Source organism: Sporosarcina sp. resist, from assembly GCF_014302295.1.
In the GTDB taxonomy this organism is placed as follows: Bacteria; Bacillota; Bacilli; order Bacillales_A; family Planococcaceae; genus Sporosarcina; species Sporosarcina psychrophila.
This window is the reverse complement of the sequence record NZ_CP060287.1, coordinates 1,230,836-1,255,828: the sequence shown is the minus strand read 5'-3', so window position 1 is coordinate 1,255,828 and position 24,993 is coordinate 1,230,836. Positions and strand designations below refer to the sequence as shown.

25 protein-coding genes and 1 pseudogene are annotated in these 24,993 nt (G+C 38.1%); 12 read left to right on the top strand and 14 right to left on the bottom strand.

Features of this window, described 5'->3' with window-relative positions; all coding sequences use genetic code 11:
• Nucleotides 1-145: 145 nt before the first annotated feature.
• Nucleotides 146-820, top strand: a complete 675-nt coding sequence (locus H7992_RS06285; protein WP_187046976.1) for a DNA alkylation repair protein — start codon at nucleotides 146-148, stop codon at nucleotides 818-820.
• 127 nt (nucleotides 821-947) lie between these two features.
• Here H7992_RS06285 and H7992_RS06280 read toward each other — a convergent pair whose 3' ends face one another.
• Nucleotides 948-1,133: a hypothetical protein gene (locus H7992_RS06280; protein WP_067206687.1), complete on the bottom strand. Its 186-nt coding sequence runs from the start codon at nucleotides 1,131-1,133 to the stop codon at nucleotides 948-950.
• A gap of 349 nt (nucleotides 1,134-1,482) precedes the next feature.
• On the opposite strand from H7992_RS06280, the gene H7992_RS06275 reads away from it, so the two are divergent.
• Nucleotides 1,483-1,806, top strand: a complete 324-nt coding sequence (locus tag H7992_RS06275; RefSeq protein WP_067206684.1) for a PadR family transcriptional regulator — start codon at nucleotides 1,483-1,485, stop codon at nucleotides 1,804-1,806.
• Nucleotides 1,799-2,827: a DUF4097 family beta strand repeat-containing protein gene (locus tag H7992_RS06270; RefSeq protein WP_067206681.1), complete on the top strand. Its 1,029-nt coding sequence runs from the start codon at nucleotides 1,799-1,801 to the stop codon at nucleotides 2,825-2,827. Before H7992_RS06275 ends, H7992_RS06270 begins: the two co-directional genes overlap by 8 nt.
• A gap of 836 nt (nucleotides 2,828-3,663) precedes the next feature.
• Here H7992_RS06270 and H7992_RS06265 read toward each other — a convergent pair.
• Nucleotides 3,664-4,167: a DinB family protein gene (locus H7992_RS06265; RefSeq protein ID WP_187046975.1), complete on the bottom strand. Its 504-nt coding sequence runs from the start codon at nucleotides 4,165-4,167 to the stop codon at nucleotides 3,664-3,666.
• 234 nt (nucleotides 4,168-4,401) lie between these two features.
• On the opposite strand from H7992_RS06265, the gene H7992_RS06260 reads away from it, so the two are divergent.
• Both H7992_RS06260 and H7992_RS06255 read left to right on the top strand, forming a co-directional pair.
• Nucleotides 4,402-5,727, top strand: a complete 1,326-nt coding sequence (locus H7992_RS06260) for a M20/M25/M40 family metallo-hydrolase (protein ID WP_187046974.1) — start codon at nucleotides 4,402-4,404, stop codon at nucleotides 5,725-5,727.
• Between the two features lie 60 nt (nucleotides 5,728-5,787).
• A complete protein-coding gene (locus H7992_RS06255) occupies nucleotides 5,788-6,234 on the top strand; it encodes a YaiI/YqxD family protein (protein WP_067206672.1) in 447 nt (148 codons plus the stop codon).
• An 81-nt stretch (nucleotides 6,235-6,315) separates the two neighbouring features.
• On the opposite strand, the gene H7992_RS06250 is transcribed toward H7992_RS06255, so the two are convergent.
• Nucleotides 6,316-6,453, bottom strand: a complete 138-nt coding sequence (locus H7992_RS06250) for a hypothetical protein (RefSeq protein WP_187046973.1) — start codon at nucleotides 6,451-6,453, stop codon at nucleotides 6,316-6,318.
• 67 nt (nucleotides 6,454-6,520) lie between these two features.
• Nucleotides 6,521-6,667: a hypothetical protein gene (locus tag H7992_RS06245; RefSeq protein ID WP_187046972.1), complete on the bottom strand. Its 147-nt coding sequence runs from the start codon at nucleotides 6,665-6,667 to the stop codon at nucleotides 6,521-6,523.
• Nucleotides 6,668-7,789: 1,122 nt separating this feature from the next.
• Here H7992_RS06245 and H7992_RS06240 point away from each other — a divergent pair.
• Nucleotides 7,790-8,245, top strand: a complete 456-nt coding sequence (locus H7992_RS06240) for a GNAT family N-acetyltransferase (RefSeq protein WP_187046971.1) — start codon at nucleotides 7,790-7,792, stop codon at nucleotides 8,243-8,245.
• 367 nt (nucleotides 8,246-8,612) lie between these two features.
• Here the strand turns inward: H7992_RS06240 and H7992_RS06235 are convergent, their stop codons facing one another.
• Nucleotides 8,613-9,617: an LLM class flavin-dependent oxidoreductase gene (locus H7992_RS06235; protein ID WP_187046970.1), complete on the bottom strand. Its 1,005-nt coding sequence runs from the start codon at nucleotides 9,615-9,617 to the stop codon at nucleotides 8,613-8,615.
• Nucleotides 9,618-9,749: 132 nt separating this feature from the next.
• Here H7992_RS06235 and H7992_RS06230 point away from each other — a divergent pair, with 132 nt between their 5' ends.
• Nucleotides 9,750-10,829 (top strand): type III polyketide synthase, encoded by a 1,080-nt coding sequence (locus H7992_RS06230; protein WP_187046969.1) that lies wholly within the window; start codon nucleotides 9,750-9,752, stop codon nucleotides 10,827-10,829.
• Nucleotides 10,830-10,841: 12 nt separating this feature from the next.
• Nucleotides 10,842-11,372 carry an isoprenylcysteine carboxyl methyltransferase family protein gene (locus tag H7992_RS06225; RefSeq protein WP_187046968.1) on the top strand — a complete coding sequence of 177 codons (531 nt, stop codon included), beginning with the start codon at nucleotides 10,842-10,844 and terminating at the stop codon, nucleotides 11,370-11,372.
• A gap of 537 nt (nucleotides 11,373-11,909) precedes the next feature.
• Here H7992_RS06225 and H7992_RS06220 read toward each other — a convergent pair.
• The 4 genes from H7992_RS06220 to nhaC form a co-directional block, all read right to left on the bottom strand.
• Nucleotides 11,910-12,164 carry a GlsB/YeaQ/YmgE family stress response membrane protein gene (locus H7992_RS06220; RefSeq protein ID WP_067206657.1) on the bottom strand — a complete coding sequence of 85 codons (255 nt, stop codon included), beginning with the start codon at nucleotides 12,162-12,164 and terminating at the stop codon, nucleotides 11,910-11,912.
• Nucleotides 12,165-12,495: 331 nt separating this feature from the next.
• Entirely contained in the window at nucleotides 12,496-12,906 is a 411-nt protein-coding gene (locus tag H7992_RS06215; protein ID WP_067206654.1) for an NUDIX hydrolase, read from the bottom strand.
• 47 nt (nucleotides 12,907-12,953) lie between these two features.
• Nucleotides 12,954-13,319, bottom strand: a complete 366-nt coding sequence (locus tag H7992_RS06210) for a hypothetical protein (RefSeq protein WP_187046967.1) — start codon at nucleotides 13,317-13,319, stop codon at nucleotides 12,954-12,956.
• A gap of 426 nt (nucleotides 13,320-13,745) precedes the next feature.
• Nucleotides 13,746-15,143, bottom strand: coding sequence for a Na+/H+ antiporter NhaC (gene nhaC / locus H7992_RS06205; RefSeq protein WP_067206648.1), 1,398 nt, complete (start codon nucleotides 15,141-15,143; stop codon nucleotides 13,746-13,748).
• A 745-nt stretch (nucleotides 15,144-15,888) separates the two neighbouring features.
• On the opposite strand from nhaC, the gene H7992_RS06200 reads away from it, so the two are divergent.
• From H7992_RS06200 to H7992_RS06185, 4 genes are read left to right on the top strand one after another with little or no spacing between them, the layout of a single operon-like run.
• The gene (locus H7992_RS06200) at nucleotides 15,889-16,260 is read left to right on the top strand and encodes a GntR family transcriptional regulator (RefSeq protein WP_067206645.1); all 372 of its coding nucleotides are present in this window, start codon (nucleotides 15,889-15,891) and stop codon (nucleotides 16,258-16,260) included.
• Between the two features lie 14 nt (nucleotides 16,261-16,274).
• Nucleotides 16,275-16,964, top strand: coding sequence for an ABC transporter ATP-binding protein (locus tag H7992_RS06195; protein WP_187046966.1), 690 nt, complete (start codon nucleotides 16,275-16,277; stop codon nucleotides 16,962-16,964).
• Nucleotides 16,961-17,791 carry a hypothetical protein gene (locus tag H7992_RS06190; protein ID WP_187046965.1) on the top strand — a complete coding sequence of 277 codons (831 nt, stop codon included), beginning with the start codon at nucleotides 16,961-16,963 and terminating at the stop codon, nucleotides 17,789-17,791. Before H7992_RS06195 ends, H7992_RS06190 begins: the two co-directional genes overlap by 4 nt.
• A gap of 15 nt (nucleotides 17,792-17,806) precedes the next feature.
• On the top strand, nucleotides 17,807-18,994 hold the full coding sequence (locus H7992_RS06185; RefSeq protein WP_187046964.1) for a hypothetical protein: 1,188 nt from the start codon (nucleotides 17,807-17,809) through the stop codon (nucleotides 18,992-18,994).
• Nucleotides 18,995-19,214: 220 nt separating this feature from the next.
• On the opposite strand, the pseudogene H7992_RS25030 reads toward H7992_RS06185, so the two are convergent.
• From H7992_RS25030 to H7992_RS06160, 5 genes and pseudogenes are all read right to left on the bottom strand, one after another.
• Nucleotides 19,215-19,324 (bottom strand): annotated as a pseudogene (locus H7992_RS25030) (thermonuclease family protein); the annotation flags it as partial.
• A gap of 91 nt (nucleotides 19,325-19,415) precedes the next feature.
• A complete protein-coding gene (locus H7992_RS06175) occupies nucleotides 19,416-21,722 on the bottom strand; it encodes a glycoside hydrolase (RefSeq protein WP_187046963.1) in 2,307 nt (768 codons plus the stop codon).
• 36 nt (nucleotides 21,723-21,758) lie between these two features.
• Nucleotides 21,759-22,946 carry a sensor histidine kinase gene (locus tag H7992_RS06170; RefSeq protein WP_197485375.1) on the bottom strand — a complete coding sequence of 396 codons (1,188 nt, stop codon included), beginning with the start codon at nucleotides 22,944-22,946 and terminating at the stop codon, nucleotides 21,759-21,761.
• Nucleotides 22,947-23,121: 175 nt separating this feature from the next.
• Complete coding sequence (locus tag H7992_RS06165; RefSeq protein ID WP_187046962.1) at nucleotides 23,122-23,769, bottom strand: response regulator transcription factor; 648 nt, start codon at nucleotides 23,767-23,769, stop codon at nucleotides 23,122-23,124.
• A gap of 130 nt (nucleotides 23,770-23,899) precedes the next feature.
• Nucleotides 23,900-24,736: a metallophosphoesterase gene (locus tag H7992_RS06160; protein WP_222618005.1), complete on the bottom strand. Its 837-nt coding sequence runs from the start codon at nucleotides 24,734-24,736 to the stop codon at nucleotides 23,900-23,902.
• Nucleotides 24,737-24,993: the final 257 nt, after the last annotated feature.

The following is a 24,993-nucleotide window of genomic DNA, read 5'->3' as shown; positions in this document are numbered from 1 at the left end:
TACCGCAACGTCGCTAGATTCATTCATCGTACAAGGAGATTATTACAGTTTCTATTGAATTCTAAATTAATAGTGCCAAGTATATAGCATTAAGTTATTCTTTTTGATACGCTTTTCTTAATCACACCGTCAGGAGGTAATTTCATTGAAAACAGTATGGAATCATCAAGGAATTATTGAACTATTTGAAGCCAATCGCAATGATGAACTAGCTGGACCGATGACGGCCTATCTGAAAAATCATTTCCCCTTCCTCGGCATCAAAAGTCCTCGACGTAAGGAATTATTGAAAGAGCACTTCGCGGAATATGCGTTGCCTGAACCTGAGCGGCTGTTTGAAGAAGTGTGGACACTTTATGAACTGCCGAAGCGGGAGTACCAATATGCAGCAATTGCGCTGATTGAAAAAATGAAAAAGCATTTAACGACAGATGATTTTCCTGCTTTACTTCAATTAATTGAAACGAAGTCATGGTGGGATAGCGTGGATTCAATTGCTCCTCATTTTGTAGGTCACATTGTAAAACTTGATCGCAATTATGGTGAAAAAATCATGTTGGAGTGGTCTCTTTCGGACAATATGTGGACAAACCGTTCAGCAATTCTTCATCAATTAAAATTCAAACAACAGACAGATACCGAACTATTATTCCACATTATCAAACAGCATTCAGATTCTAAGGAGTTTTTCATCCAAAAAGCGATTGGTTGGGCATTGCGGGAATATGCAAAGACGGAGCCAGATCTTGTGAAAGTATTTGTGGAGGATCATCCATTAAAGCCGCTTAGTAAGCGAGAGGCGTTGAAGCATTTTAAGTGACTTCGCTATTGTAAGTGTAAGTAAACCATCAAAACAAGAAAATCTCCCCTTAAGTTGAAGTTATTTCAACTAAAAAAATGCCAAGTATCCACACCATTAAAAACGGTTCGGTTACCTGGCATCTTTTTTATAGATTTTTCTTTTTTACCTCTTCTATATTAGTATCACTATAAATTGCGGTTCCAGTTCCACCCGTTTTGGCAAGTATTTCTTTCACCTCATTATACGTTAGACCAGATTCTGCATTTTGTCGTTTAACCTCCATAATGTCCGTACCCGCTTCTGTAAATTTCTTTTGATTATTATTTTTCATTTGAGAACCTCCAATTATTTTGTATCCTTATAGTTCCCCAATGAAAGATTTTCACGCAGGCTCTTACTGCCAACAATGAAATCATTGTCAAATGCCAGGAATTTCACCGTTACTTGCCTTCCTCTTAAAATTTTCTCAATTCTTCCAATTGAGTCAATTCCGATTTACGCATTAGTTTGGCTAACACTCAAAATTATATTCGGAAATTTTGAGGGTATGAAAAGTACTTGTATAAATGATAAAAACAGTACCTTGCAATGAATAATACTGTGTGATATATTGTTGTTAACAAGTACTTTGTATGAGATAGTACTGTCCATTGAACTATAGTGAAAGGAGTGTAATCAAAGTGAATGTACAATTCAAAAAAGGTGTGTTGAATTTATGCGTGCTTGTTCTTCTTGATAAGCAAGATCGCTATGGCTATGAGCTTGTGCAAAAGATTTCCGATCAGATTTCCATTTCCGAAGGTTCTGTTTATCCCCTGCTACGTCGGTTAACGAAAGAAGGTTATTTCACGACCTATTTGCAGGAATCAACGGAAGGTCCTCCCCGTAAGTACTACACATTGACGGATGCTGGCCGAGAATATCTTCATGAACAGTTAAACGAATGGAAAAGCTTCACGGATGGCGTCAATACATTAATCGAGGAGGGTGTAAGGAATGACTGAAAACCAATTTATAGTTGAACTTGAAACTGCATTGAACCAACTGCCTGCTGAGGAACGGAATGAAATTATTCAAGATATCCAAGAATACTTCTCGAATGGCCGTGAGGATGGAAAAACAGAAAACGACATCGCCACCTCCCTAGGCTCTCCTACGAAAATTGCTGAAGAATTACTTGAGTCGTCTTCATTTGTGGAAAGTAAAGCGGAAATCGTGTCAACGAATGAAATCATTACAATCCAAGATAACCTGTTTTTGAATGTCGATATCAACGTCCAGCATGGCGCACTATTTGTCAGTCCATCTGACAGTTCAATGACGACCGTTGAATTGATTGGTTCTAATGAAAAATTGAAACTAACTGCGGAAGTCGTTGGCGATACATTGTTCATCAGGCTTAAAAGTTTACGCCACTGGTTACTCATGTTCAATTTCAATATGAAAGCGGTGACCCTTAACGTGATTATTCCAATGAAGCTGTATCAATCGATTGCGATGAAGACAGATAATGGACGGATTTCTGCTGAGAAAATACTCTGCAAAAAAGTCAGTGTAAATACCGACAATGGAAAAATCCAATTAAAAGAGATTGCTGCCACTTCGTTGACAGCTGAAACGGATAATGGACGAATTGAAATCGATAAGGTGCAGATCGATCATTTACGAGCGAAAACGGATAACGGGCGAATTGAAATGCGTCATGTCGATGCGGACAGCATTGCAGCTGAGTCTGATAATGGTAGAATCGAGCTCGAACATGTCACGGGTTCCATTGTTGGCAGTACTGATAATGGCCGTATTACACTTCAGACGGACAGCCTTGATCGAAATATTGATTTTCAAACTGATAACGGAAGCATTGTTATTCAATCAACTAGCAAGCCAACAAATGTCTCCATTCATACGAAAACGGGCCATGGTAAAGTCGATGTATTTGGCGAACGCAATTCACGGACGGTCATCGGCACTGGTGAACATACGATTCGTTTGAAGTCGGATAATGGACGGATTACAGTCGGGTGACCATGGATATGATTGGTTGGTGATGGTTTATATTCGCTCGGTGAACTGATATGGTCGGTGGCAATGGTTTATGATCGCTTTGCTTACGGATTTGCTCGGGGGCAATGGGATATGATCCTTTAGCTTACGGATTTGCTCGGGAGCAATGGCATATGATCGTTTTGCTTACGGATTTGCTCGGGAGTAATGGTATATGATCGTTTTGCTTACGGATTTGCTCGGGAGTAATGGTATATGATCGTTTTGCTTACGGATTTGCTCGGGAGGTAATGGCATATGATCGTTTTGCTTACGGATTTGCTCGGGAGCAATGGCATATAATCGTTTTGCTTACGGATATGCTCGGGAGCAATGGTATATGATCGCTTTGCTTACGGATATGCTCGGGAGCAATGGTATATGATCGCTTTGCTTACGGATATGCTCGGGAGTAATGGTATATGATCGTTTTGCTTACAGATATGCTCGGGAAGCAATGGCATATGATCGTTTTGCTTACGGATATGCTCGAGAGCAATGGCATATGATCGTTTTGCTTACGGATATGCTCGGGAGCAATGGCATATGATCGTTTTGCTTACGGATATGCTCGGGAGCAATGGCATATGATCGTTTTGCTTACGGATATGCTCGGGAGCAATGGTATGTAATCGCTTTGCTTACGGATATGCTCGGGAGCAATGGTATATGATCGCTTTGCTTACGGATATGCTCGGGAGTAATGGTATATGATCGTTTTGCTTACGGATATGCTCGTTTTCCATGTTAACTAGTTAATCTCAAATAAAAAAAGCTGAGGACACCGATTTCCAGGTGTCCTCAGCTTTTTCATGTCTTTACACGACCGGTGCTTCTTCGCCAAATACTGCCCACTCTTCGCGAGATGGTCCGTAGACGCCCGGCACAGGCAAGCCGGATTGTCTCATAAGTACGGTCATTTGACCGCGGTGATGCGTTTGGTGTGCTGTTAATATACCAAGGACTTTACCAATCGCCCATTGCTCCCCGTACATCTCTTTTAATTCAGCTAACGATTCATCGGTCCACTGTTCTTTGATTGCCGCAACCATTGCTTCATTTGTTGAACGGTAAGCCCCAGCAATTTCAACAGCCGATGTTGGTACAGCTGCATCGTGAGGATTTGCTTCGAAATCAAGGCCTGTCCGTGACATCATCTCGCCAAGCGTTGTAACGATATGCCATGCGATTCGGCCAAGGGTACGGTCTTCGGCTGACACTTCTTGATCAAGAGACTTATCAGTTAATGTGTTTAGGATTTTCTGTGTCGATTCACTTTCATGGCCCCAGTTAATAAGAAACTCTTCGATTGTTTTAAACATATATATCCCTCCAAATTTTTCTTTACTCTATAAACCTTTTCGTCACCTGTCGTAATTTCCCCTTCATTATCATAAAAATAGAGGACATGGGCATTCTCCTGCTATTTAGAGAACTCGCCGTTTCACTTCCTCTAGTAGCGTTGCTTGCCTGGCTTTGTGAATCCATCCCTGTCACGATTTTAATGTAACTGTATCGTCATGGTATAATTTCGATAATTAGAATGGAGGAATCTTATGACCCGTAAAAAAATGCTGTTCCCATTCCTATTACTAATTTCTATCCTAATGACAGCTTGTTCAGCTAGCTCATCTGGCGTGGAAGGTCCTGAATTTGATAAAGCACAAACTGAATTTATCCAGGAACTAAGTGTTGAAAATATTTTTTCTTCATTAAGTGAATTAACGAAAAACCCCCGAGTAGCTGGCACAAGTTCGGAAATGCAGGCAGCTGCTTTTTTGACTGCTCAATTGAAGTCGGAAGGATATGAAGTCGAAGTTCAACCATTTGATTTCGAAAGGTACGTCATACCGGAGTCGCATGGCCTAGTTGTCGAAGGCTTTCCAGGCCCACTCTCTCCTGCCCCATTTCAATATTCAGTTGACGGTAATGTCGACGGTCAATTGATCGATGCAGGATATGGCTTGAAAAAGGATTACAAAAAAATTGATGTAAAAGGAAAAATTGCGCTTGTCGCTGTTGATAAAACTGCTTTTTATGAACTGGTTTTATTCGCTTCAGAGGCAGGTGCTAAGGCTATTCTTCTCTATTTCCCTGATGAACTGGAAATTGATAACTGGACGCTTGGTAGAGAGCATTTCAAAGACTTCATCCCCGCTCTAGCTCTTACTTATGATGAAGGAACGAAGCTTGTTGAATTTGTGAAAAACGGTACCCCGGTCAGCGCGGCTGTTAAAATTAAAGGAGCCCGTATTGACAAGGCTGCATCACAAAATTTGATTGCCACTAAGCATCCCACTTCCGAAGCGGATGATGACATCATACTAATTGGTGCCCATTATGATTCCGTCGACAAGGCACCCGGTGCGAGTGACAATGCAAGCGGTACAGCAGTTGTCCTTGAACTGGCAAGGATGTTCAAAACGATTCCAACAAATAAAGAAATTCGATTCCTATTTTTCGGTGCTGAAGAAGAAGGATTACACGGTTCAGAAAAGTATGTAAGTACTTTGACGAAAGATGAAATCAAGCGCTCTGCCGCCATGTTCAACTTGGATATGGTTGGCAGTGCCGACGCTGGAGATTTAGCCATACAAACGATAGATGGTTCAGACAATGTAGTTACAAAAGCCGCAAGTAAAGCGAACGAAGCACTAAATGGTGACCCAATCGAGACCGACTTCGGTGATAGAAGCGATCACACACCTTTTCATAATGCAGGAATCGACGCAGCGTTGTTCATTTATGATCCAGTGGAAGAGTGGTATCATACGCCAGAGGACACAATTGAAAAGTTAAGTAAGGCCCGTCTTGTTAACGTCGCCAAAATTGTTGGTACATCGATTTTTGAACTAACCTTTTCAGGTTCAACCAAAGAATAATACAAAACGAGTTCTTTATTCATAAAATCTGGCATAATAAAGATAAAGGGAGGCTGCTTTATGACGACAATTCTAATCGACGCGGATGCGTGTCCGGTTGTGAAAGAAACGATCCGAATAGCGGGGACCTTCGGATTTCGCTGCATCCTTATCTGCGATACGACCCACGAAATGCATCGAGATGGTGCAGAGACTATTATCGTCTCTAAGGGGGCGGATGCAGTTGATTTTGTTCTTGTAAATCGTGTACAGAAAGATGATATTGTCGTTACACAAGATTATGGTTTGGCCGCGATGGTGCTTGCAAAAAAAGGGCATCCAATTGACCAAAACGGGCGACTCTATACGGAAGACAATATTGACCAGCTGTTATATGCTCGCCATACCGCCCAGAAAGTTCGAATGGCTGGCGGACGACTACGCGGCCCAAAAAAGCGTTCAAAAGAGAGTGATTTGAAGTTCGAAGAAAGTTTAAAAAAGTTGTGTACGGAACTTGTAGATAAGTAAGAAAATAACCTGAAAGCATCTTATGAAAAATAGAAAGAGAGCCCAAACCATAATCGGTTGGGCTCTTTTTTGTCAGTATCGTTATTTTTTGTCCCTTATTTCTTCTAAAAGATCTATTACTCGATTGTTTTGCGTTTCAATGGTCTTTAAACTTTTCTCAATTGTGTTTGAAGAAAAAAACACAATCAGTACAAGAGCCACTCCAATAATCAATTCCAATGCTTTTCCCCCATAAAATAGCTCTTTTCATTATGAATATTTTCTAGTTTAAAGCATCGTCGGCATTCTATACTTTTTTCCTCATTTCATCACGTATTTCTTTCAGGTATTCATTCCTTTGTTTCGCGGACTTTATAATAGCAACAACTGCATAAATACCAAATCCTAGAATACCTAAATACAGTAAGAAAGGTATAATTCCTAAAATAGACAATAAACTAACCCCCTTTATTAATCGTATCTCCCTCCACTCTACCACAATTATCCATAACGGTAAGACGTATATATGCAATATGTTTTCATTTTCGCCTTGATAAGAGCAATAGTATATAGTCGGTGCTTAACAAATAGAATGTTCTTCCAACACCGCCTTGTTCGTTATACGGGCGAGGTATATCACCCATTTAACCACAAATAAGTAGTGCCGAATACACATGTGTTGATTAACCAAAAACAACCAGTAAATAACTGAATCCAACACTAGGCGATTCGTGTGCAATTACTTTTGGGTCGCTTTAGATTGAACGACCTCTATAGGATTACCGAGATGTCTTGAAGTGTAGGAATGGTGCTTATTCATCCGTCGCTCTCCAAATGTATACGTACACAAAGTGCTAAAACTTTTCGGAACGAAAGAATAGCGGAACTTTTTATCTGGATAATAGCCGCCAAAGATACAATTTTGACGGCTGAAGTCTTCTCCATAGTCTTGTCTTTTTTAGTTAAGGAAGAGTCACTTTCTTATAGTACATCGCATGATAAGACGCGTAATCTTTACTAAAAGTAAGCAAGGAACACCTTGTACAAAGTACTTGAGTGCCCGAAATTGTATCTTCGGGCACTTACAACCTTTATAAAAAGTCATCTATTCTTTTTTTAAAAAACAGCTATATTTTTTACTTGAACGTTGTAGGAATGCGACAGGCAACTATTCGTAACGGGATGACCGAAACAAGTGTGGCTAGGAATGACGAAGTCATTTCTAGCCACACTTGCCACTCGGTAAAGAGGTCATGAATAGTTCGCCGAAAGCGGACCGGAAATGATCCAGTGAAAATAGAGTTTTTCAAGTCTTTCTTACCTGCTCTTTATGCAAGGTAATGGTTAATCAACAGACGTGTGCTGAATATATAGTAGAGGAAAAAAGAAATTTATGACAATTAATATGATATAATCAAAATGCTCACAAATTATCTGATAATTAGTAGGGAGAAATAGTAAGAGGAGGCGTTCATTATGACAAACAAAATCACTTTTATTACTGACGACTACAAGGGGATAGCGACTAATTAACAAATTGGTTTAGTGTTTCCCCGAATTTTGAAAGGGGAAAATTATGAGTACAGAGAATGTGAAAATTGTAGAACTAAATGCAGAAAACTGGTATGCCTGTTGTGAATTAGAAGTATCAAAAGAACAACAAGAATATATTGAGCCAAATGCAATATCAATAGCTCAATCAAAGTTTGAACTTACGTTAAAGCCATATGCTATTTATGCTGAAGAAAGAGTAGTTGGTTTTTTGATGTACAATTCTGTTCAAGAGGAACTTGATGGTTATTGGGTATATAGAATAATGGTGGATAAGCAATTCCAAGGCAAAGGTATAGGTAAAGCCGCTACTAAACTAATGATATCAGAAATGGCTATATCGCTAAATGCAATAAAAATTGTAGTAGGTTATCATCCAAATAACTTGGGAGCTCATAATTTGTACTCTAGTTTGGGATTTATTGATGATGGTGATAGGTTCGGTAAAGAAATGGCTGTTATCAAATATATAATCGAATAATAAACCAATAAGTATCTTAAATTCCGTCCTAATCGATGATTCAATTGAAGAAAGAAAGAGCATGTTTTGAATAATCCCTTTCAAAACATGCTCTTTCTTTTTTTAAAATTTAAAATTTCTTTCCTTACTTTTATCAAATCAGTTTCACTATTCTTGTCAGATCTAACGGGCTATTTTATACAGTTCCTTAGATTTCAAAAAAACAAAATAAGAGCACCGCCAAAAGGCAGTGCTCGTCTATGCTGGTATCTTAAATTGAAATACATTACTCTCCCTGAATGAAATCCAGCAGCCTATCGACAAGCTTTTTTCATCGTTCTGTCATCTTTTGTACAAGTTATGCGTACGTTGAAGGGTAGACAATCGTTCAGACTAACATTTCCTTAGCAATCAATTCATAGGATTTCAGCTTATCTTGGAAATCGTAAGCAATCATGACAAGCATCACTTCATCCGCATTATATTCTTCTGCAATTTTTTCAATCTCAGCACGGACCTTTTTTGGCGTACCGACAATCATCCGTTTGCGATTTTCGATAACCCGTTGCTGTTCATAATGACTATATGGATAAGTAAGCGCTTTGTCGGGTGAAGGAGTTCCAACTGAGGGCATTCCCTGTTCAAGCATGACCATGGACAAATCAAGTGAAGAGACAATTCGCTCCGCTTCTTCTTCCGTTTCTGCACAGGCGAAGAAGACAGCAACTGCCTGCTTTGGCCTTTGCAAATATGCAGAAGGTTGGAATCTTTTGCGATAGTGATTCGCGTAAGAAGGGCCTCCTTCTCCGTTGATGAACTGTGCAAACATATACGGTAACCCTTTTTCTGCTGCGAGAAGTGCGGAACTTTGGCTTGATCCCAACATCCAAACTGGTGGTGCTTCTTCAATGATGGGCGTTGCTTTCAAGCCTTGATATATGTGCTCTGCTGGCATTGTGTCATTCAAATACATGAGCAAGTCATCCACTTGTCCAGGGAATTTATTGACATCTCGGTAGTTCCCGTCATGCAGTGCATATGTCGCACGCGGCATTCCACCCGGTGCGCGGCCAACCCCAGCATCAATCCGTCCTGGAAAAAGTGCTTCAAGAAGTTTGAAGTTCTCAGCTACTTTATAAGCCGAGTAATGAGGCAACATTACACCACCTGACCCTAAACGGATTGAAGACGTAACAGATGCAAGATGGGAAATGAGTATTTCAGGTGATGACCCAGCAAGCGTCGTTGCGTCATGGTGTTCAGAAACCCAGAACCTTGTATAACCCCATTCCTCAGCTTTTTTTGCAAGTTGTGCTGTGTGTTTTAGCGATTCCACGGCGTTACTGTCTTCGGAAATCGGCGATTGGTCTAAAATGCTTAATTTTATGGACATAAAAGCCCCCCTATTATCATTCCCTCCATTTTACATGAAGTTCCCTATTTACATGGTGGGCATGCTCAATATCAATGTTTGATAAAGTCATATTAAGGCAATGAGTACTATTAATGAAGCTGGAGGTAGCCTATGCCAAAAATTCTTTCTGTCAGTACTTTTAAACCGCCTCATGAAGTGAAACAGCAACAAGCAGTTGAGTTAACCAGATCACTTTTTAGTAAGAAATATAATGATATTGAAAGGCTTTTAAAAGTCTTTCAAAATGGCGACATCGAAACGCGGAATGTCTGTATGCCCATTGAATGGTATGGAAAAGAGCATGACTTTGAAGAGCGCAATAATTTATACATTCAACATACTGTCGATTTCGGTGTACAAGCTGTGCTGTCATGTCTCAAAGGGGATGGCATACTTGATGAACCGATTGAACCGTCAATGATTGACGCCATTTACTTCATCTCAAGCAGTGGGATTTCAACACCAAGCATTGAGGCACGTATTATGAATCGGCTTCCTTTTCGGGATGATACAAAACGTGTTCCTATTTGGGGGCTTGGTTGTGCTGGAGGGGCCGCTGGAATCAGCAGGGCGTATGAGTATTGCCTTGCCTTTCCGGAAGCAAATGTCCTTGTACTCTCTGCTGAATTATGCAGTTTGACGTTTCAGAAAGACGATTATTCAAAAAGTAATCTAGTAGGTGTCTCACTATTTTCTGATGGGATTGCTTGCGCATTGGTTTCTGGGGATAAATCTTCGGTGAAGGTCAAAAAAGCGATGCCCAAGGTTATTGCAACCACGTCAAAACTGATGCCCGATTCTGAAAATGTTATGGGCTGGGATGTGAAAAACACTGGACTGTATGTTGTTTTCTCAAAAAGCATTCCAGCTATCATAACAAATTGGCTCGGACCTTTCGTCCATGAATTCCTCGGTGATCATGGGCTAACAAAAGACGATATCTCACACTTCGTCGCACATCCTGGTGGAAAAAAAATACTTGAAGCATATGAAACAGCCCTAGGATTTGATCAAAACAAAACGGATATTTCGCGTGATGTATTGCGTCACAATGGGAATATGTCGTCCCCTACTATCCTTTACGTGTTAGAGAAGTTCATGGAAAGTGAACCTGCTGCCGGTGAGTATGGACTAATGGCTGCACTCGGCCCTGGATTTTGTGGTGAACTGCTGTTATTGAAATGGGAATGAGGTGTTTTGCAGATGCTATTTGCCATTGTCATTTCAATCGTTATCTTACAGCGGCTTGTTGAACTTGTTGTTGCGAAACGCAATGAGCAATGGATGCGCAGCCAAGGGGCTTTCGAAGCGGGTGCCGCCCACTACCCCATTATGGTTGCCATGCATATAGCCTTTTTCATTTCCCTTCTTGCAGAAGTCATTCTGCTCGATAAGTCACTGTCATCAATATGGATTATACTTCTCGTCATTTTTCTAACGGCGCAAGTAGCACGGATCTGGTGCCTTACTTCGCTCGGGAAGTTCTGGAATACAAAAATCATCATCTTACCAGGTGCAGACGTTGTACAGAAAGGCCCGTATAAGTGGGTGCGCCATCCGAATTATGTAATTGTGACGACTGAGCTCTTGGTGCTTCCCCTCATGTTTGGTGCTTATTTAACAGCAATCATTTTCACATTGCTGAATGTTTGGATGTTATCCGTGCGGATTCCCGCAGAAGAAAAAGCATTGAAGGATGCGACGAATTATAGAGAGAAGTTTTCGCTGGACTAATATATTTGGCACTACTTATTAGAATTAACTAGGCGGTATACCTCACCCGTATAACGAACAAATCTAGCGAAGGAGCGACACTAATGATAGACAGCCCAATATCGCCGCATCCTGCAGGCACCGGAGCAATATAGACCAAGGAGGGATGCAGTTCATCCCTTTCTGACGGGCTTATTGCGTGAGGCCATCACCAAGCGACAAAGCGGTGTTGGAAGAACACTCTAATTGTTAAGTGTCGACTATATAATTAACAAATACATTCGATACCTACTTTTCTAAAGAACAAAAGCGCAAGTGCCTGTTCAGGGGCGACAGGCATAAGACGGGCTGGCGAAGCGGCGTTCTTTGCCGCACAGCCGGACCGACTTATGACCCGAGCCTCTAGGCGCTGGAGTCTGGACGTAAAATCTCTATGTCGCAGCTTATCCACAGTACGTGATCTTATGATTTTCTAAGCTACGATTAAAAAACGCTGAGCTTAACTAGTCAGCGTTTTCTTATTTCCTTGCCATCAAATAACTTTCAATCATGAAGAGATTAATATCTCCTACGCATGGATTTCATAACGAAACTAACGACAATCACTATGATAAGTGCTCCGACAATGGCAGGTACAATGTAAAAATCAGCTAATTTCGGACCCCAATTCCCTAGCAACCTACTTCCAATCCATGCACCAATGATACCAGCAATCACATTTCCTACGAGTCCACCCGGCATATCTTTACCTGCGACTAACCCTGCAAACCAACCGATGATTCCCCCAATAATTAAATATAATAACAGTCCCATACATTACATCCCCTTGTTATTTATTTTTAGTATATGAGTTAATTATGATAACGGTAAAAATCCATTTTTTTAATCAACTAGAATGTTTATAAAGCCTATAGAATACTTAGAAATTGCCCTGAATAATTGAAGAGACAAATGACATTTCGTTACTCCTCCCCATATTCATCAGTTCCTTTTCCTTACTCCAATGAAAAAGTTCAAATTTCGTATTCTCTATAAACTAATACGCTTAATAATTCTTGAATATACCTTTTCTCCATAACTCTTTCCACTCCATTTCACCATCGACTAATCCCATATTCTATTCTATCTTCTAGCATCCCTCCCATTACACTTGAATTGTATAAGCCGAAGATGATTTAAGCATTCTTTCTACTCCGCCAGGATGATAAGGCATAAAGCCATTCGCTGTCGGCAAATCTACCCACTTTATTTCTAAAATTTCTTCTTCGTCTTGAATCGAGCATTCCCCGGATACGATCGTTGCTTTAAATGTTAGAAATAAAGCGTGATGCCCTTTTGCATTAAAAAATGCTTCATTCACCGCCACGATACGGTCAACTTCAATTGTCAAACCTGTTTCTTCTTGGGCTTCACGAATAATTGCCAGCTCTAACGTTTCCCCATCTTCAACGTCACCGCCGGGAAGAGACCACCCGCTACCTTTGTTATTGACCATCAGTACTTTTTGCTCATCTTCTTTATAAATAAGTGCATAGACAACATTTACTCTTTTCATTTCTGACTTCCCCCCAATGTCCATTAACTACAACAGAATCCCCAAAACTACCCTTCATACATGCCTATATAGGGTATTTCCTTACCGTCTACTATTACAATATAGGCGGGCGTATCCGTTTTATATATCTTTGTTCCAACAGGTAATTTATTAGATGTACCACTTTTAAAGTTCCATGCTTTGTCCGTCTTTTTTGTTATTTCTCCCACTTGCTCACCCAATTCATAGGATAATTCTTTTAGCCATTCTAGATCTCGAGCCTTCGAGTATACGATACTATCTAAAAAAAAAATATCCGCATCACTACTTCCAAGAAAATCTTTCGGCGTGGGATTTCCTTTATAAGCTTCTTGACAGCCTGATACTACCAATAGAAGGAAAGTTATAAAGAGTACTAATCGACCGATTTTCATGAATATAACTGCCCCCCTTATTCAAAAGTCTTATAAATCAACATGCAAAAAGCGAGTGATATGACAGGCAGAAAACCGTAAACAGGCCCAAGTGTAAATGAAACCCCGCCATTAACATAGCGACTAGTCCGAAGCGGTTTCGTATTGATATTCTATCTAAATACGCTTTATCAGCCTCTGAAATACCTTCATCGTCTTATGAAAATCTCTTTATAAACTCCATGCATTTTTTTATAAAGCCTCATAATTCATATGCCCTAAAATACAACATAACCTCCTATATTCGCCACAATATGGAACAACCCTACTACTTATACGTTGTTCATGTACAAATGGTTCCATAATCTACAAATAATAGGCTTTTGAATGTTTTATTAATTTCCAAAAGCGAAGGAGCACTCCCTAACAGGTGTGCTCCTTCGCTTTTTACACTTTTACCTTTTCATCAGTCAGATACGTCAATGTTTTCCCAGTAAACCCAAACAGAACTGTTAATATCGGAGACAACAGGCAAAAGAATGCGAATGGCAAATAGTCTACTGTTGCGACACCCAACACACCTGTAATGAAAATACCGCAAACGCTCCACGGTACTAACGGATTGACAACCGTGCCCGCATCTTCCATCACTCTACTCAAGTTCTTATTCGCTAACCCTACTTTTTCATATTGTGATTGGAAAGCTTGCCCTGTCAATAATATCGACAAATACTGTTCACCAATCAACACATTAATCCCAATCGCCGTTAACGCAGACGCTGCAATGACAGAGGAAACTTTCTTCAAAAGACTTTCAATTTTCCCGAGTAGACATTGGACAATTCCTAGTGTAAATAACAATCCCCCCATACTAAGTGCCAACAACACCAAACCAATTGTAAACATCATACTTTGCATGCCACCACGAGTAAGTAATTCGTCAATGTCTTTGATTCCTGTCGTTGAAACAAAGCCTTCGAATAAAATCTTAAACACTTCTGGAGCACTGAAACTCTGATGGAAATAGGAAATGATAATCGCACTGATGGAACTTAACGCCAATGTCATTAACGCCGGGACTTTCATTATCGTCAGAACAAAGAGAACAACAAGAGGAATCACCGTATACCAGTGAATCATCCCTGTTTCCAACAAGCCATCTTGGAAATAGGCAATTTTATCAACATCGCTTAATGTGACACTTGGTGATAATAAAGCGAAGATAATCAGTGATAAAATAAATGCCGGGATTGTCGTCCAACCCATATTTCGAATATGTTCAAACAAATTGACGTCAACAATGGATGAGGCCAGGTTTGTCGTATCCGACAGGGGTGACATCTTATCTCCAAAAAATGCTCCGGAAACAATTGCACCCGCCGCTATAGGCAGTGACAAATCGAGCATAGTCGCCATCCCAATAAATGCTACCCCTACTGTTGCTACCGTCGTCAACGAACTACCGATTGAAACACCAACAATTGCAGTAACAACAAAAACAATTGCAAAGAAAAATGACGGTGTAATTAGATTAAACCCGGTATAGATTAGCGTCGGTATCGTCCCACTCATGATCCAACTACTAACTAAAATACCGATGAAGAAAAACAGGAATACTGCACTCATACCCGCTCCTGCTCCTTCGACCAGGCCACCTTCAAGTTTGCGGTACGAAACCTTTTTGAGCAGACCATAGCAAATTAATAGTAATATTGAAAACAAAATTGGCAAATGCGGAACTGCACCAAACTGAACAATACTAACACTAATTATCGTTACAATTGCTGCTATAAGTGTTATCGCCTCTAGAAATGTGGGTGAAATAACTTCCTTTATTCGAAACATGATGAAATCCTCCTCGATGGTTTAAAACTGTGTATTATTTTTGGATACAAAAAAGCCCCTTCAATCCCTTGGAAAGGGACGAAGAAGCTCTCCGCGTTACCACCCTAATTGATGAACCAGTTCTGGACTGGCCATCCACTTCATTAGTTGTTGAGAAAATCGGATGGCGTACTTCATACATATTGCTGCCTGAATTCACACCTACCATTCAGTCTCTTGCTGCTGCTCACAATATGATTACTGGACCATCTCTCAAATATATTCAATTTTAATGATTATCTTTTGTACAAAAGTAATTGATTTGAATCTTATCACGTTTAGCGGGCATGTCAAGGAGTTTCGCAAAAAGATTAAGTGTTGCACGTTTCTCGAAATTCAGATAACAACCAACTTCTAACGCAATTTAGAACTCAATAAGAACCCTCGAACAAGAAGAAATGGATATTCTTGGTTGACAGTAAAAGTGTATTAAGGATATAATACAAATTGTAATGTGTATCAACCAATTAATACACATTGTTTGTCGGACAGGTGAATGTATTACGTGGCATTTCTTTGCGATTACTGTATAAATGCTTTAATACATAATATTGCTTTTCTAGACGCATTCTTTTATCGCAAAAGTATTAGACACTTAATACAGTCATCGTAACTAGTGTTTCGTCCATTAATTTTGCCAACACTGTATCACCCCCTTAGTACAGGTTAGGCGTAAAACCATTATGTTTTTTTAGGAGTTGGGTTTATGGATATAAAGTTTAATAATCGTGATCCTGTTTATGTGCAAGTGATTCGGCAATTTAAAGAACAAATTGCAACAGGTTACTTTGAACCGGGTCAGGAGATTCCATCGAGAAGGGAACTCGCTAATCAGCTGAAAATTAATCCAAATACGGCGCAGCGAGCGTATAAAGAAATGGAGGAACAAGGGTTGATTTTTACGGAGGGGAATTTGCCAAGTCGCATTACGAGGGATGCGCAGATGCTCAAAATAGTAAGAGAAGAATTGATTTTAGAAGCTGTAGATACGTTTGTTCATTCGGTTCGATCCATCAATGTTCCTGTACACGAGGCTTTGGATTTAGTGAAGAATACGTATGAAAGGGAAAATAATTAAATGGGGGGATCTTTGTGATTGAAATAAAAAATATAACAAAAAAGTTCGGCAGGAAAAAAGTATTAAATGGCGTTTCTTTTACTGCTGAAAAAGGGAAAATCACTTGTCTAATTGGCATTAATGGTGTTGGGAAAACAACAATTATGAAAGCAATTATGGCTTTAACCCCCATTAATGGAGGTGAAATTCTCATTGATGGTGAAAAAATTCATAAAGGGAGTTATGAAAAAATCACCTTTATACCAGATACAATAACGATGTTACCGCAAATGCGAATACGGGACGCCTTTGTATTTATGACTGATTTTTACAACTGTTGGAATCAGGAACGTGCCACTGAACTGCTCCAGTTTTTCAAACTAAACGAAACGGATCGTATTTCTGAACTCTCAAAAGGCAATTCCGCAAAAGTGAACCTTATACTTGGTTTGGCAATGGATGTCGATTATGTCTTAATGGACGAACCATTTTCAGGAATTGATATATTTAGCCGTGAGCAAATTGCCAATGTATTTACGAGTCATTTAATTGAAAATCGTGGCGTTATTATCACGACACATGAAATTAATGATATCGAACATTTAATTGATAAAGTTGTTTTACTAGATGACGGCGTAGTTTTAAAAGAATTCGATACAGAAGAAGTAAGAGAAAAAGAGGGGAAATCGGTAATCGATGTAATGAGAGAGGTGTATCAAGCATGAATCGTTATTTGAAGTTAGTCAATTTCGAAGTGAATCGATTTTTAAAGCTTTACCTCGTTTTACTTGGCATTACGATTCTTTCGCAAATCATTGGGGTGATTGTTCAATCACGGGCCTATTTAAATCGGGCAAATGAATTAATGTATAAGGATTTAATGACGAAGGACCAGTTTATCGAACAATATGGGAATATCTCTTTCTATAATTTTACTCAGGCAGCTTGGTTTCTGCTCCCCATTATGCTTTGTGTTGTAGTATTAATAATCTATGTCTTTTTTATTTGGTATCGTGATTGGCTTGGAAAAAATACATTTAGTTATCGTTTACTCATGTTGCCAACAGCACGCATTACTATTTATTTTGCAAAGGCTACAACGATTTTACTCTTCGTTTTAGGTCTTGTTGCATTACAACTAGTATTATTGCCAGTTGAAAGTCAAGTTTTACAGTGGGTGGTACCAAGTGAGTTTCGTACCGATCTTTCGATTTATGAAATTACTAACCTCCACAATTTAAGCGTATTTTTGCCAAGCATTTTTATAGAGTTTGTTCTTTATTATGCTGGTGGAATGCTAGCGGTGTGTATTGTTTTTACGGCGATTTTGTTTGAACGTTCTTTCCGTATTAAAGGGATTATTTATGGCGTTCTCTATTGTGTTGCTTCCCTTTTAATCTTCTTTGCACCCCTATTCGTTAATGAGTTCATCTTAAGTAATTATTTTTATCCAATAGAACTATTTTTCCTGGAACTAGTAGCAGGTCTTCTCGTTTTAGCTTGCGCCATTTGGATAGGTAATTTTCTACTAAAGAATAAAATAAGAGTTTGATGGGAGGTTACATAAGTGAAACGTTATTGGAAAATCATTTCGATTTGTTTGATTACGCTAATTGTGATTGGAACTTTTTATATACAATCAAGTTTAGCTACAAATGAGCATATAAAAATTGATTTTGAAAAAGTAAATGGCAATGAGGATGAGTTGCAAAATATAGTATTATACTGTGATTATTCAGGAAATAATCACAGCCTGTATCAACCTTTACAAGTTACAAGTGAAGAAACAATCAAACCAACTAATTTATCTTTTTCACAAAAGTTATCTAGATTGGGTGTTCCGAATTATCTTGAAGAATTGGTAGAAAAACATAGGAATTTTATGCGAAGTAAGGATTTAAGCCCGCATCTTTTTTTTGAAGACGAAAATTTAGTGGCATATGCCCATATGAATGATTTTAGCTTTGATATTGAAGTGTTAACTAAAAAAACGGACGAAATTACGTCAATCCAGTTGGATGTATCCGAAAAAGAAAATTACGGTTGGATGCAAGTTGAGGAAGTTCAAGTAATAGATAGTGAATTAAAGGTCATTACACGGGCTTCTCGTATAGGTGGTAGTGTTAGAGATGAATTACGAGTCTATACATTTGATATGAAAGAGCAAAAGCTTGTAAGTGATGACACGATTGCTTCTACTCCGACGGTAGAGAATGGTTATTCTGATTTAAGAATCATAAATGATAATTATTCTATTCAGCGACAAAAATACCTTCTAGTTAAAATTGAGGCTTTTGAAGATGAAAAAATCTATAGAGACGGTGAACCGAAATTAGTCGCGAATGAATTCATCGTTTACGATATAGAAACTAATCAATCGAAAAAAGTTGTTGCTTCTGATGAAACACTTGGATCTATAGGTGGTTCATCCGCTATCTATAATTCTACACTCTTTATTCCTTCACAGACAGCGAATCGTATAGAAGTCAATTTGTATGACATTGAAAGCGACAAATGGGGCAAAAAACTATCATTTGATTTAGTAGATAATAAGGATGATGAGGAGGCACCTTACATTAAGGTAATGAATGGAAAATTCTATATTATTCATGCAACAACTAACGGGCATACCATTTTTATAGGCGATTTAATAACAGGGGAATCCCTATATGAAGGTAAGTTGAAAGTGAAAAACCAAGAAGAAGTTCAAAAGAATTATCGCCTTTACTTTCATGGAATCGAGAATGTTCAATAAAAAAAAAGGGTAGTTTGGTCAACCACCTTTTAATTAGAAAGAGATGAGAATGACAGCATTATTGCTGTCATTCTCATCTCTTTCATTTTGAGTAACGGATTCTAACACAATTCGGGGTTCAATGGGAATCCTCAATAACATCAACGTTCACACGTAAAGCCACCCCTTTTCCGAATAGGCGGGATGCTTTTTCTTTACGCCGTTTGGATAGTTCTCGCTATCCGCTGTTGAATAGCTCATGAGTACGTTCTTTCGCTTCCTCTCCGAACGGCTGCTTCCCAAGTCGAAGGTGGTGTTCGTTTCAGGCGTATCGATCAGTAAATAACGGATATTCATCACAAATATCTCCATGTCAAAAGTCATCTGATTTATTTTTAAGTCTCATTAAAAATAAGCAATTAAAATGTGCTAAATGCAACATCTAATTTTTCGGCGTATAGATACTTTTACTCTTTCCATCAATAATTAATAATGACTTTTCTGGTATTGTCTCGCCTAGATAATTAAATTCATCTTCTGAAAAATTGGCTACTACACTTAATGTTTCACCATATTCAGTCATTTGAACTAATCTATCATCTGATATGATTTTAAAATCCGTCATTTCTTCTGTTATTGCTTTTTTGCTAAAATTTGACCATACCTTAGAATGTCTTACGATTGTTTCTTTATGTTTTTTCCACTCGTTTTTATCTATATGATATAAAGGAGGTACATTATAAAGTATCTCATACAACATCCTATTTGATATTTCATCTTCCAATTTTAAGGTTCCCCATCCCCACCAATAAGTCGTGATTACTGAATCGTTGTAAACCAACTTATACAATGGGATCGTGTAGTTTGAATCCAAAAATAACTTCTTGTATTTATCCTTTACAGGTATTTGTTTAGAAAACAGTTCGGGAACTCCGCCGTTACTCGAATAGTATCTCCCTACATAGTACTCACTTTCTTTATTTGTTTTCATATCCTCATCCATCCAAGAAAATGCTGGCGTTTCTATTCCATGTGCAAAGGCAATCGTTTTGTTTGCAAAATCATTTCCGCCTTCAGTTCCAACTACCATATCCCATTCTTGTTGCAGATACTCCATTCTCTTAATTCTAGCCTGGATATCATCCTTTTCAGTAGTAATATGTTCTGGCGAATAGTCATCATAGATCTCCCCAGTGCCATCGGTGTCTAGAAACCATGAGTTAAATGCTAGACCAGTATCTAGAATCGAAGTTATTCTTTCTTCTACACTAGGCATTGCAAGCGTCGGATTCAACTTTCTACCTTCACCTTGGAATCCTTCAATCTTGTTTCCATCTTTATTGGTTACAGTTGCATTCTCGTAAAGTGAAGTATCCCTAAACTTAGCAGTTTCCCACTTCTCTTTACCGGGTTCATGGATTGAATGATACGAATCATAGGTGCCAATTAAATAGCCAAGGTCTTCTGCTTCTTTTACTAACTCTGGTTTAATAAATCCTTCCTGCCAGTCATCAAGTCCAATCCACATATTTTCTAACCCTGAATCCTTCATATCCTTTATCACATCTACAGTATTTGCATCTGCCCACTTCTCTATTGGGTCAACTACATTTCCAAGTACGCTTTTTAATAATCTCTTATTTAGGTCAATTAATTCAACAGGATTTAAATTTTCTATTTTCCTGTTTAATAGCCCCTGAGTTTCTTTATCTGTTTCAGTAAATATTTCCGGATTATAGAATTCTTTTAGTTGCATTACGGCACTTAAGCCTTTTACTATTCTATTTTTAGTGTATTTGTCTACATAATCTAAGTTATTTAAATCATCAAAGGCCGATGAAAGATCTGATCCATCTTCAACTTTAGTAGTTAATAACTCCTGAATCCATAATCTCAGTTTTTCGGGGAAACTGTCTCTTAGTTTTGCCCATTTTATATTTCCCTCTGAAATAACAGTTCTGTCCCAAAAATAAGCATGGGGTGCACCGTAAAGCTTTTCAATTTCACTATTTTCTTTAGCCTTATCCGCCAAGCTTTTGAAGTCACCCTGTTCAACCAAATACTTTTTATAGGTCTTTGCAACATCTGCTGGATTTTTTTCCGTTACATATATTCTAAAACCATATTCCTTCACTTTATTAATCGCTGGAAACTCATGATTAAAAGTAAACTCAATATCATTTTCTGTATTAAAAACAACTTCACTATTATAAGGATTTTTAATTATATAGACTAGCGAATACGCACTTTTATCAACTGCAAAAAACTGCATAGAGAAAGCCTCAATCACCTTCATTTTTTCTTCACTTAAATAATCTTTCCAGACTGGATCATTGCTTGGAATATGCTTCCCTTGATTTAATGGGAGCATATATCCATCACCTTTCACTTTTGGCCATGCAAACATGTTGTCTTCATCTTTGTTGGATTTTATGGTTACATCTACATACTTATCTTTTTTTTCTATTTCAACATCAATTGCCTTTTCTAAATAGGTCCAAGTTATAGTATCTCCACTGTCTTTTAAATTTGAAACTTTCATTTTCTCCAGTGGTTCCGATGCTCTTTCAGTAATTCCATTGGACTCCACCTCAAACGCAAGGGTCTCTGGATCCACACTAAAGTTAAAATCCACATTATCTTTTCCTGAATTAACCTCTTTGATTGGTATCTTTTTGTCGTTCACACACCCTACTAGAACACTTGTTACAATTGCAGCAATTAACATGATTGATAGAATTTTTTTCATGTATCACACCTCCATAACTAGAGTAACCGGGGTGTGTTACGCGAATGTTACAAAAAAAGCTAACTTATTATTTTTTAATTCAAACCCAAAATCCAACTTGTGATTATCCAAAATGGTCTTGATAATAGGTAAGCCCAAACCTGTACCTGAAAGCTCCTTACTTCTTGATTTTTCTAATACATAAAAAGGTCTCCATATATGTTCTAAATCATTTTCGTCAATTGCGCCAACCCCGTTAGCAATCGTAAGCTTGACGATATTAGTGTCTATAGTTAATGTAATTTCAATACGCTTATCATCGGAATATTTAATAGCATTAGTAATTAAATTATCGAGTACAACATCTATTGCTTCTTTTTCTGCATTGATAAAATATTCCTTGTCCGCATCTACATTTAATGAAAAATCAATACAGTTTTCCTGTAGTATCAGCATGTATTTTCCCGTCATGTCTATAACCCTTTTACCTAAATCAAAAGTAGATTTGTTTAATGAACTATTTTCTAACTCTGTCCAAAACAGAAGCTTCTCGATTAATACATCCATTTTCTCAATCTGTTCTTCAATTACATCTCTAAATGTTCCGTCATCCAAACCGTCCACTATCCCCTGTTCATACACTTTCATTATTGATAGTGGCGTTTTTAGTTCATGGGACACATCTGACATTAATTCTTTCAATCGCTTATTTTGGCCATTGATTTCATTATGGGCTTTCTCTAATTTTCCACTCATACTGTTTATACTTTTCGCAAGTTCTCCTACCTCATCATTGGTTGTAATCTCTTCTTTCCTGAACTTTAAATTAGCTATATCTTGAGACAAACTTTTCAAGGATTCTAAAGGCCTTGTAATTTTTTTAGATATGATTACTACTAAGAAAACAATTAATATGACTGAAATGGTCATCAAAAATAGATTAAATCTATTTATGATTATGATTGCTTCTTCCATATGTGGTAATGGTAATCCTATGGCGATAATCGTATTATCAATTTTTATAAATTTAGTTAAAACTTTATATTTGCTTACACCTTGATCGTATATCTTATTGACGCTTTTCTCCTGCAAAGTAGTTAACGTACTTTCAGTAATCCAAAATTTATTTAACTTTATTTTTTTCATTTCAAATTCTAATTTTATTTTTTCATTAAGTTGATTCAAACTTCCACTAATCTCTGAATGAACAATAGTTACGGCGTACTCTTCTTCTATCTGTTTCAATTCGTTTAAGAAACCCCTTTCAGGTACACTGATTATCTCGTTAGCTACCTTGTCTAAAACCTTTCTTTGCTCATAAATGTAATATCTGTCTACCAGGAATATATTTATGAGTATTGAAAAAATAAACGTGCAAATTACAATGGATGATATGCCAACTGAAAACTTGCTTCCGATTTTAATCTTCCTTCACCTCCAGGCAGTACCCAATGCCTCTATAGGTTTTGATAAGGTCATCCCCTATTTTAGTTCTTAATCTTCGGATGTGAGTATCTACTGTTCGATGATCCCCTTCATAATCCATACCCCAAACTATATCAATAAGCCTATCCCTCGATAAAATAACACCCCTATTATTAATGAAGAACAGTAATAAATCATATTCAATCTTGGTAAGTTGTAAGGGTTCATTGCTCTTATATGCTTTTTTTTCATTCTCCTTTATCCTAATACCTCTGAATTTAATTTCCTCACCAATGTTCAGGAGCTTTTTAGCTCTTAATATTACGATTCGTGGATCAAATGGCTTCTTATTATATTCATCAGCCCCTCCATTTAAGGCCTTTATTTCATCTTCATGTTGACCTTTAGCTGTTAATATCAGAACTTTGGTTTGACTATTTCCCTTTATATATTTACATACTTCTATTCCACCAATTTTTGGCATCATCCAATCTAAAACGGCTAAGTCAATCTTGGTTGATTCAGCTATATTCAATGCTTCCTGTCCATCCCTAGCTCCCAGGACATTGAAGCCTTCCTCTTTGAAATATGCTGACAGTATCTTAACCATTTGCGGTTCATCATCTGCGATTAGAATATTCATTTTTTCCCCCTTGAGTTCGAAACTTTGACCAAAACCATATTATTACAAAAGAAAAACAAAAAAGGCATCACAAAAGTTTGGTCAACTCAGGAGAAGCCTTCAAAAGTACAAAAACAATCTAAAAGAAATTTTATATAGCTATGTCAAACACGGATATCTCAGGAGGGCTCCAAAATCGAATAGGTATCCTCGTAGTGCCGATTCCGCTATTCACATAAAGATGAGTATGAATTCCTAGTTGATACATTCCTTTTCTATATTTCTTTGCAAGAGGAGGTGTCACCACGGGACCAAGCGTCGGAACAATGACCTGCCCTCCGTGACTGTGTCCTGCCAGTGCCAAATCAAAATTATCATACCCTATTTCGTCCACAAGGTCCGGTTGATGCAACAGAAGAAGCTTAGCCCCCTGATCGTCAACACCTGAATACGCCTTTTGAACATCGGGGTTTCCAAGCATGGCATCATCCACCCCTATTATAGTTAATACTTTTCCACTTTCAAGTTCTATTTTGCTATTCTGATTTGTAAGTAGCTTAAATCCTGATTCTAACATAATCTTTTCGTAAAACCTGACGCCGCCACCTCCATAGTCATGGTTCCCCCAAATGGCGTACTTTCCATATCTACTACTTAGCTTATCAAGTATTCCACTTATCTCTGATCGCCCCTCGAACTCGGATGCTACATCTATGAGATCGCCTGTAAAAGCGATTAGGTCAGGTTTGAGTTTATTAATTCGGTCTACAAGTCTCTCCAGCTGCTCTAGCGAATAATTCGGACCTAAATGGACATCTGAAAACTGTACTACCCTTATAGAATTCTCACCTCCCGACGAGAACTTAAGTTCATATTCCTTTGTGATCAGACGTTTTGGCTCTATTTTAAGTGAGTATACAACTATTCCTGCTACTACTATGCTTACTATAATCCAGAATTTTATACTGCCAAGAACTACTCTTTTCAATTCTCCACTGCCTTTCTTGCACATTAATACTAGCTATTGTTTCAAAGTATTAGGTACCTCTTGCTAGTACTATACAATCTCATTGTGACACCAATGTTACGTACGGAAGAAAAGCTCAGCTAAACTCGAGTACCCTTTCACAAAAAAGTAGATGGGATTTTTTTAATCACATATTTAAGTATTCATTTGTGATAATTGGTTACACAATTAAAAACATCCTTAAATCGATAACTGATTTAAGGATGTTTTTGTTTTAT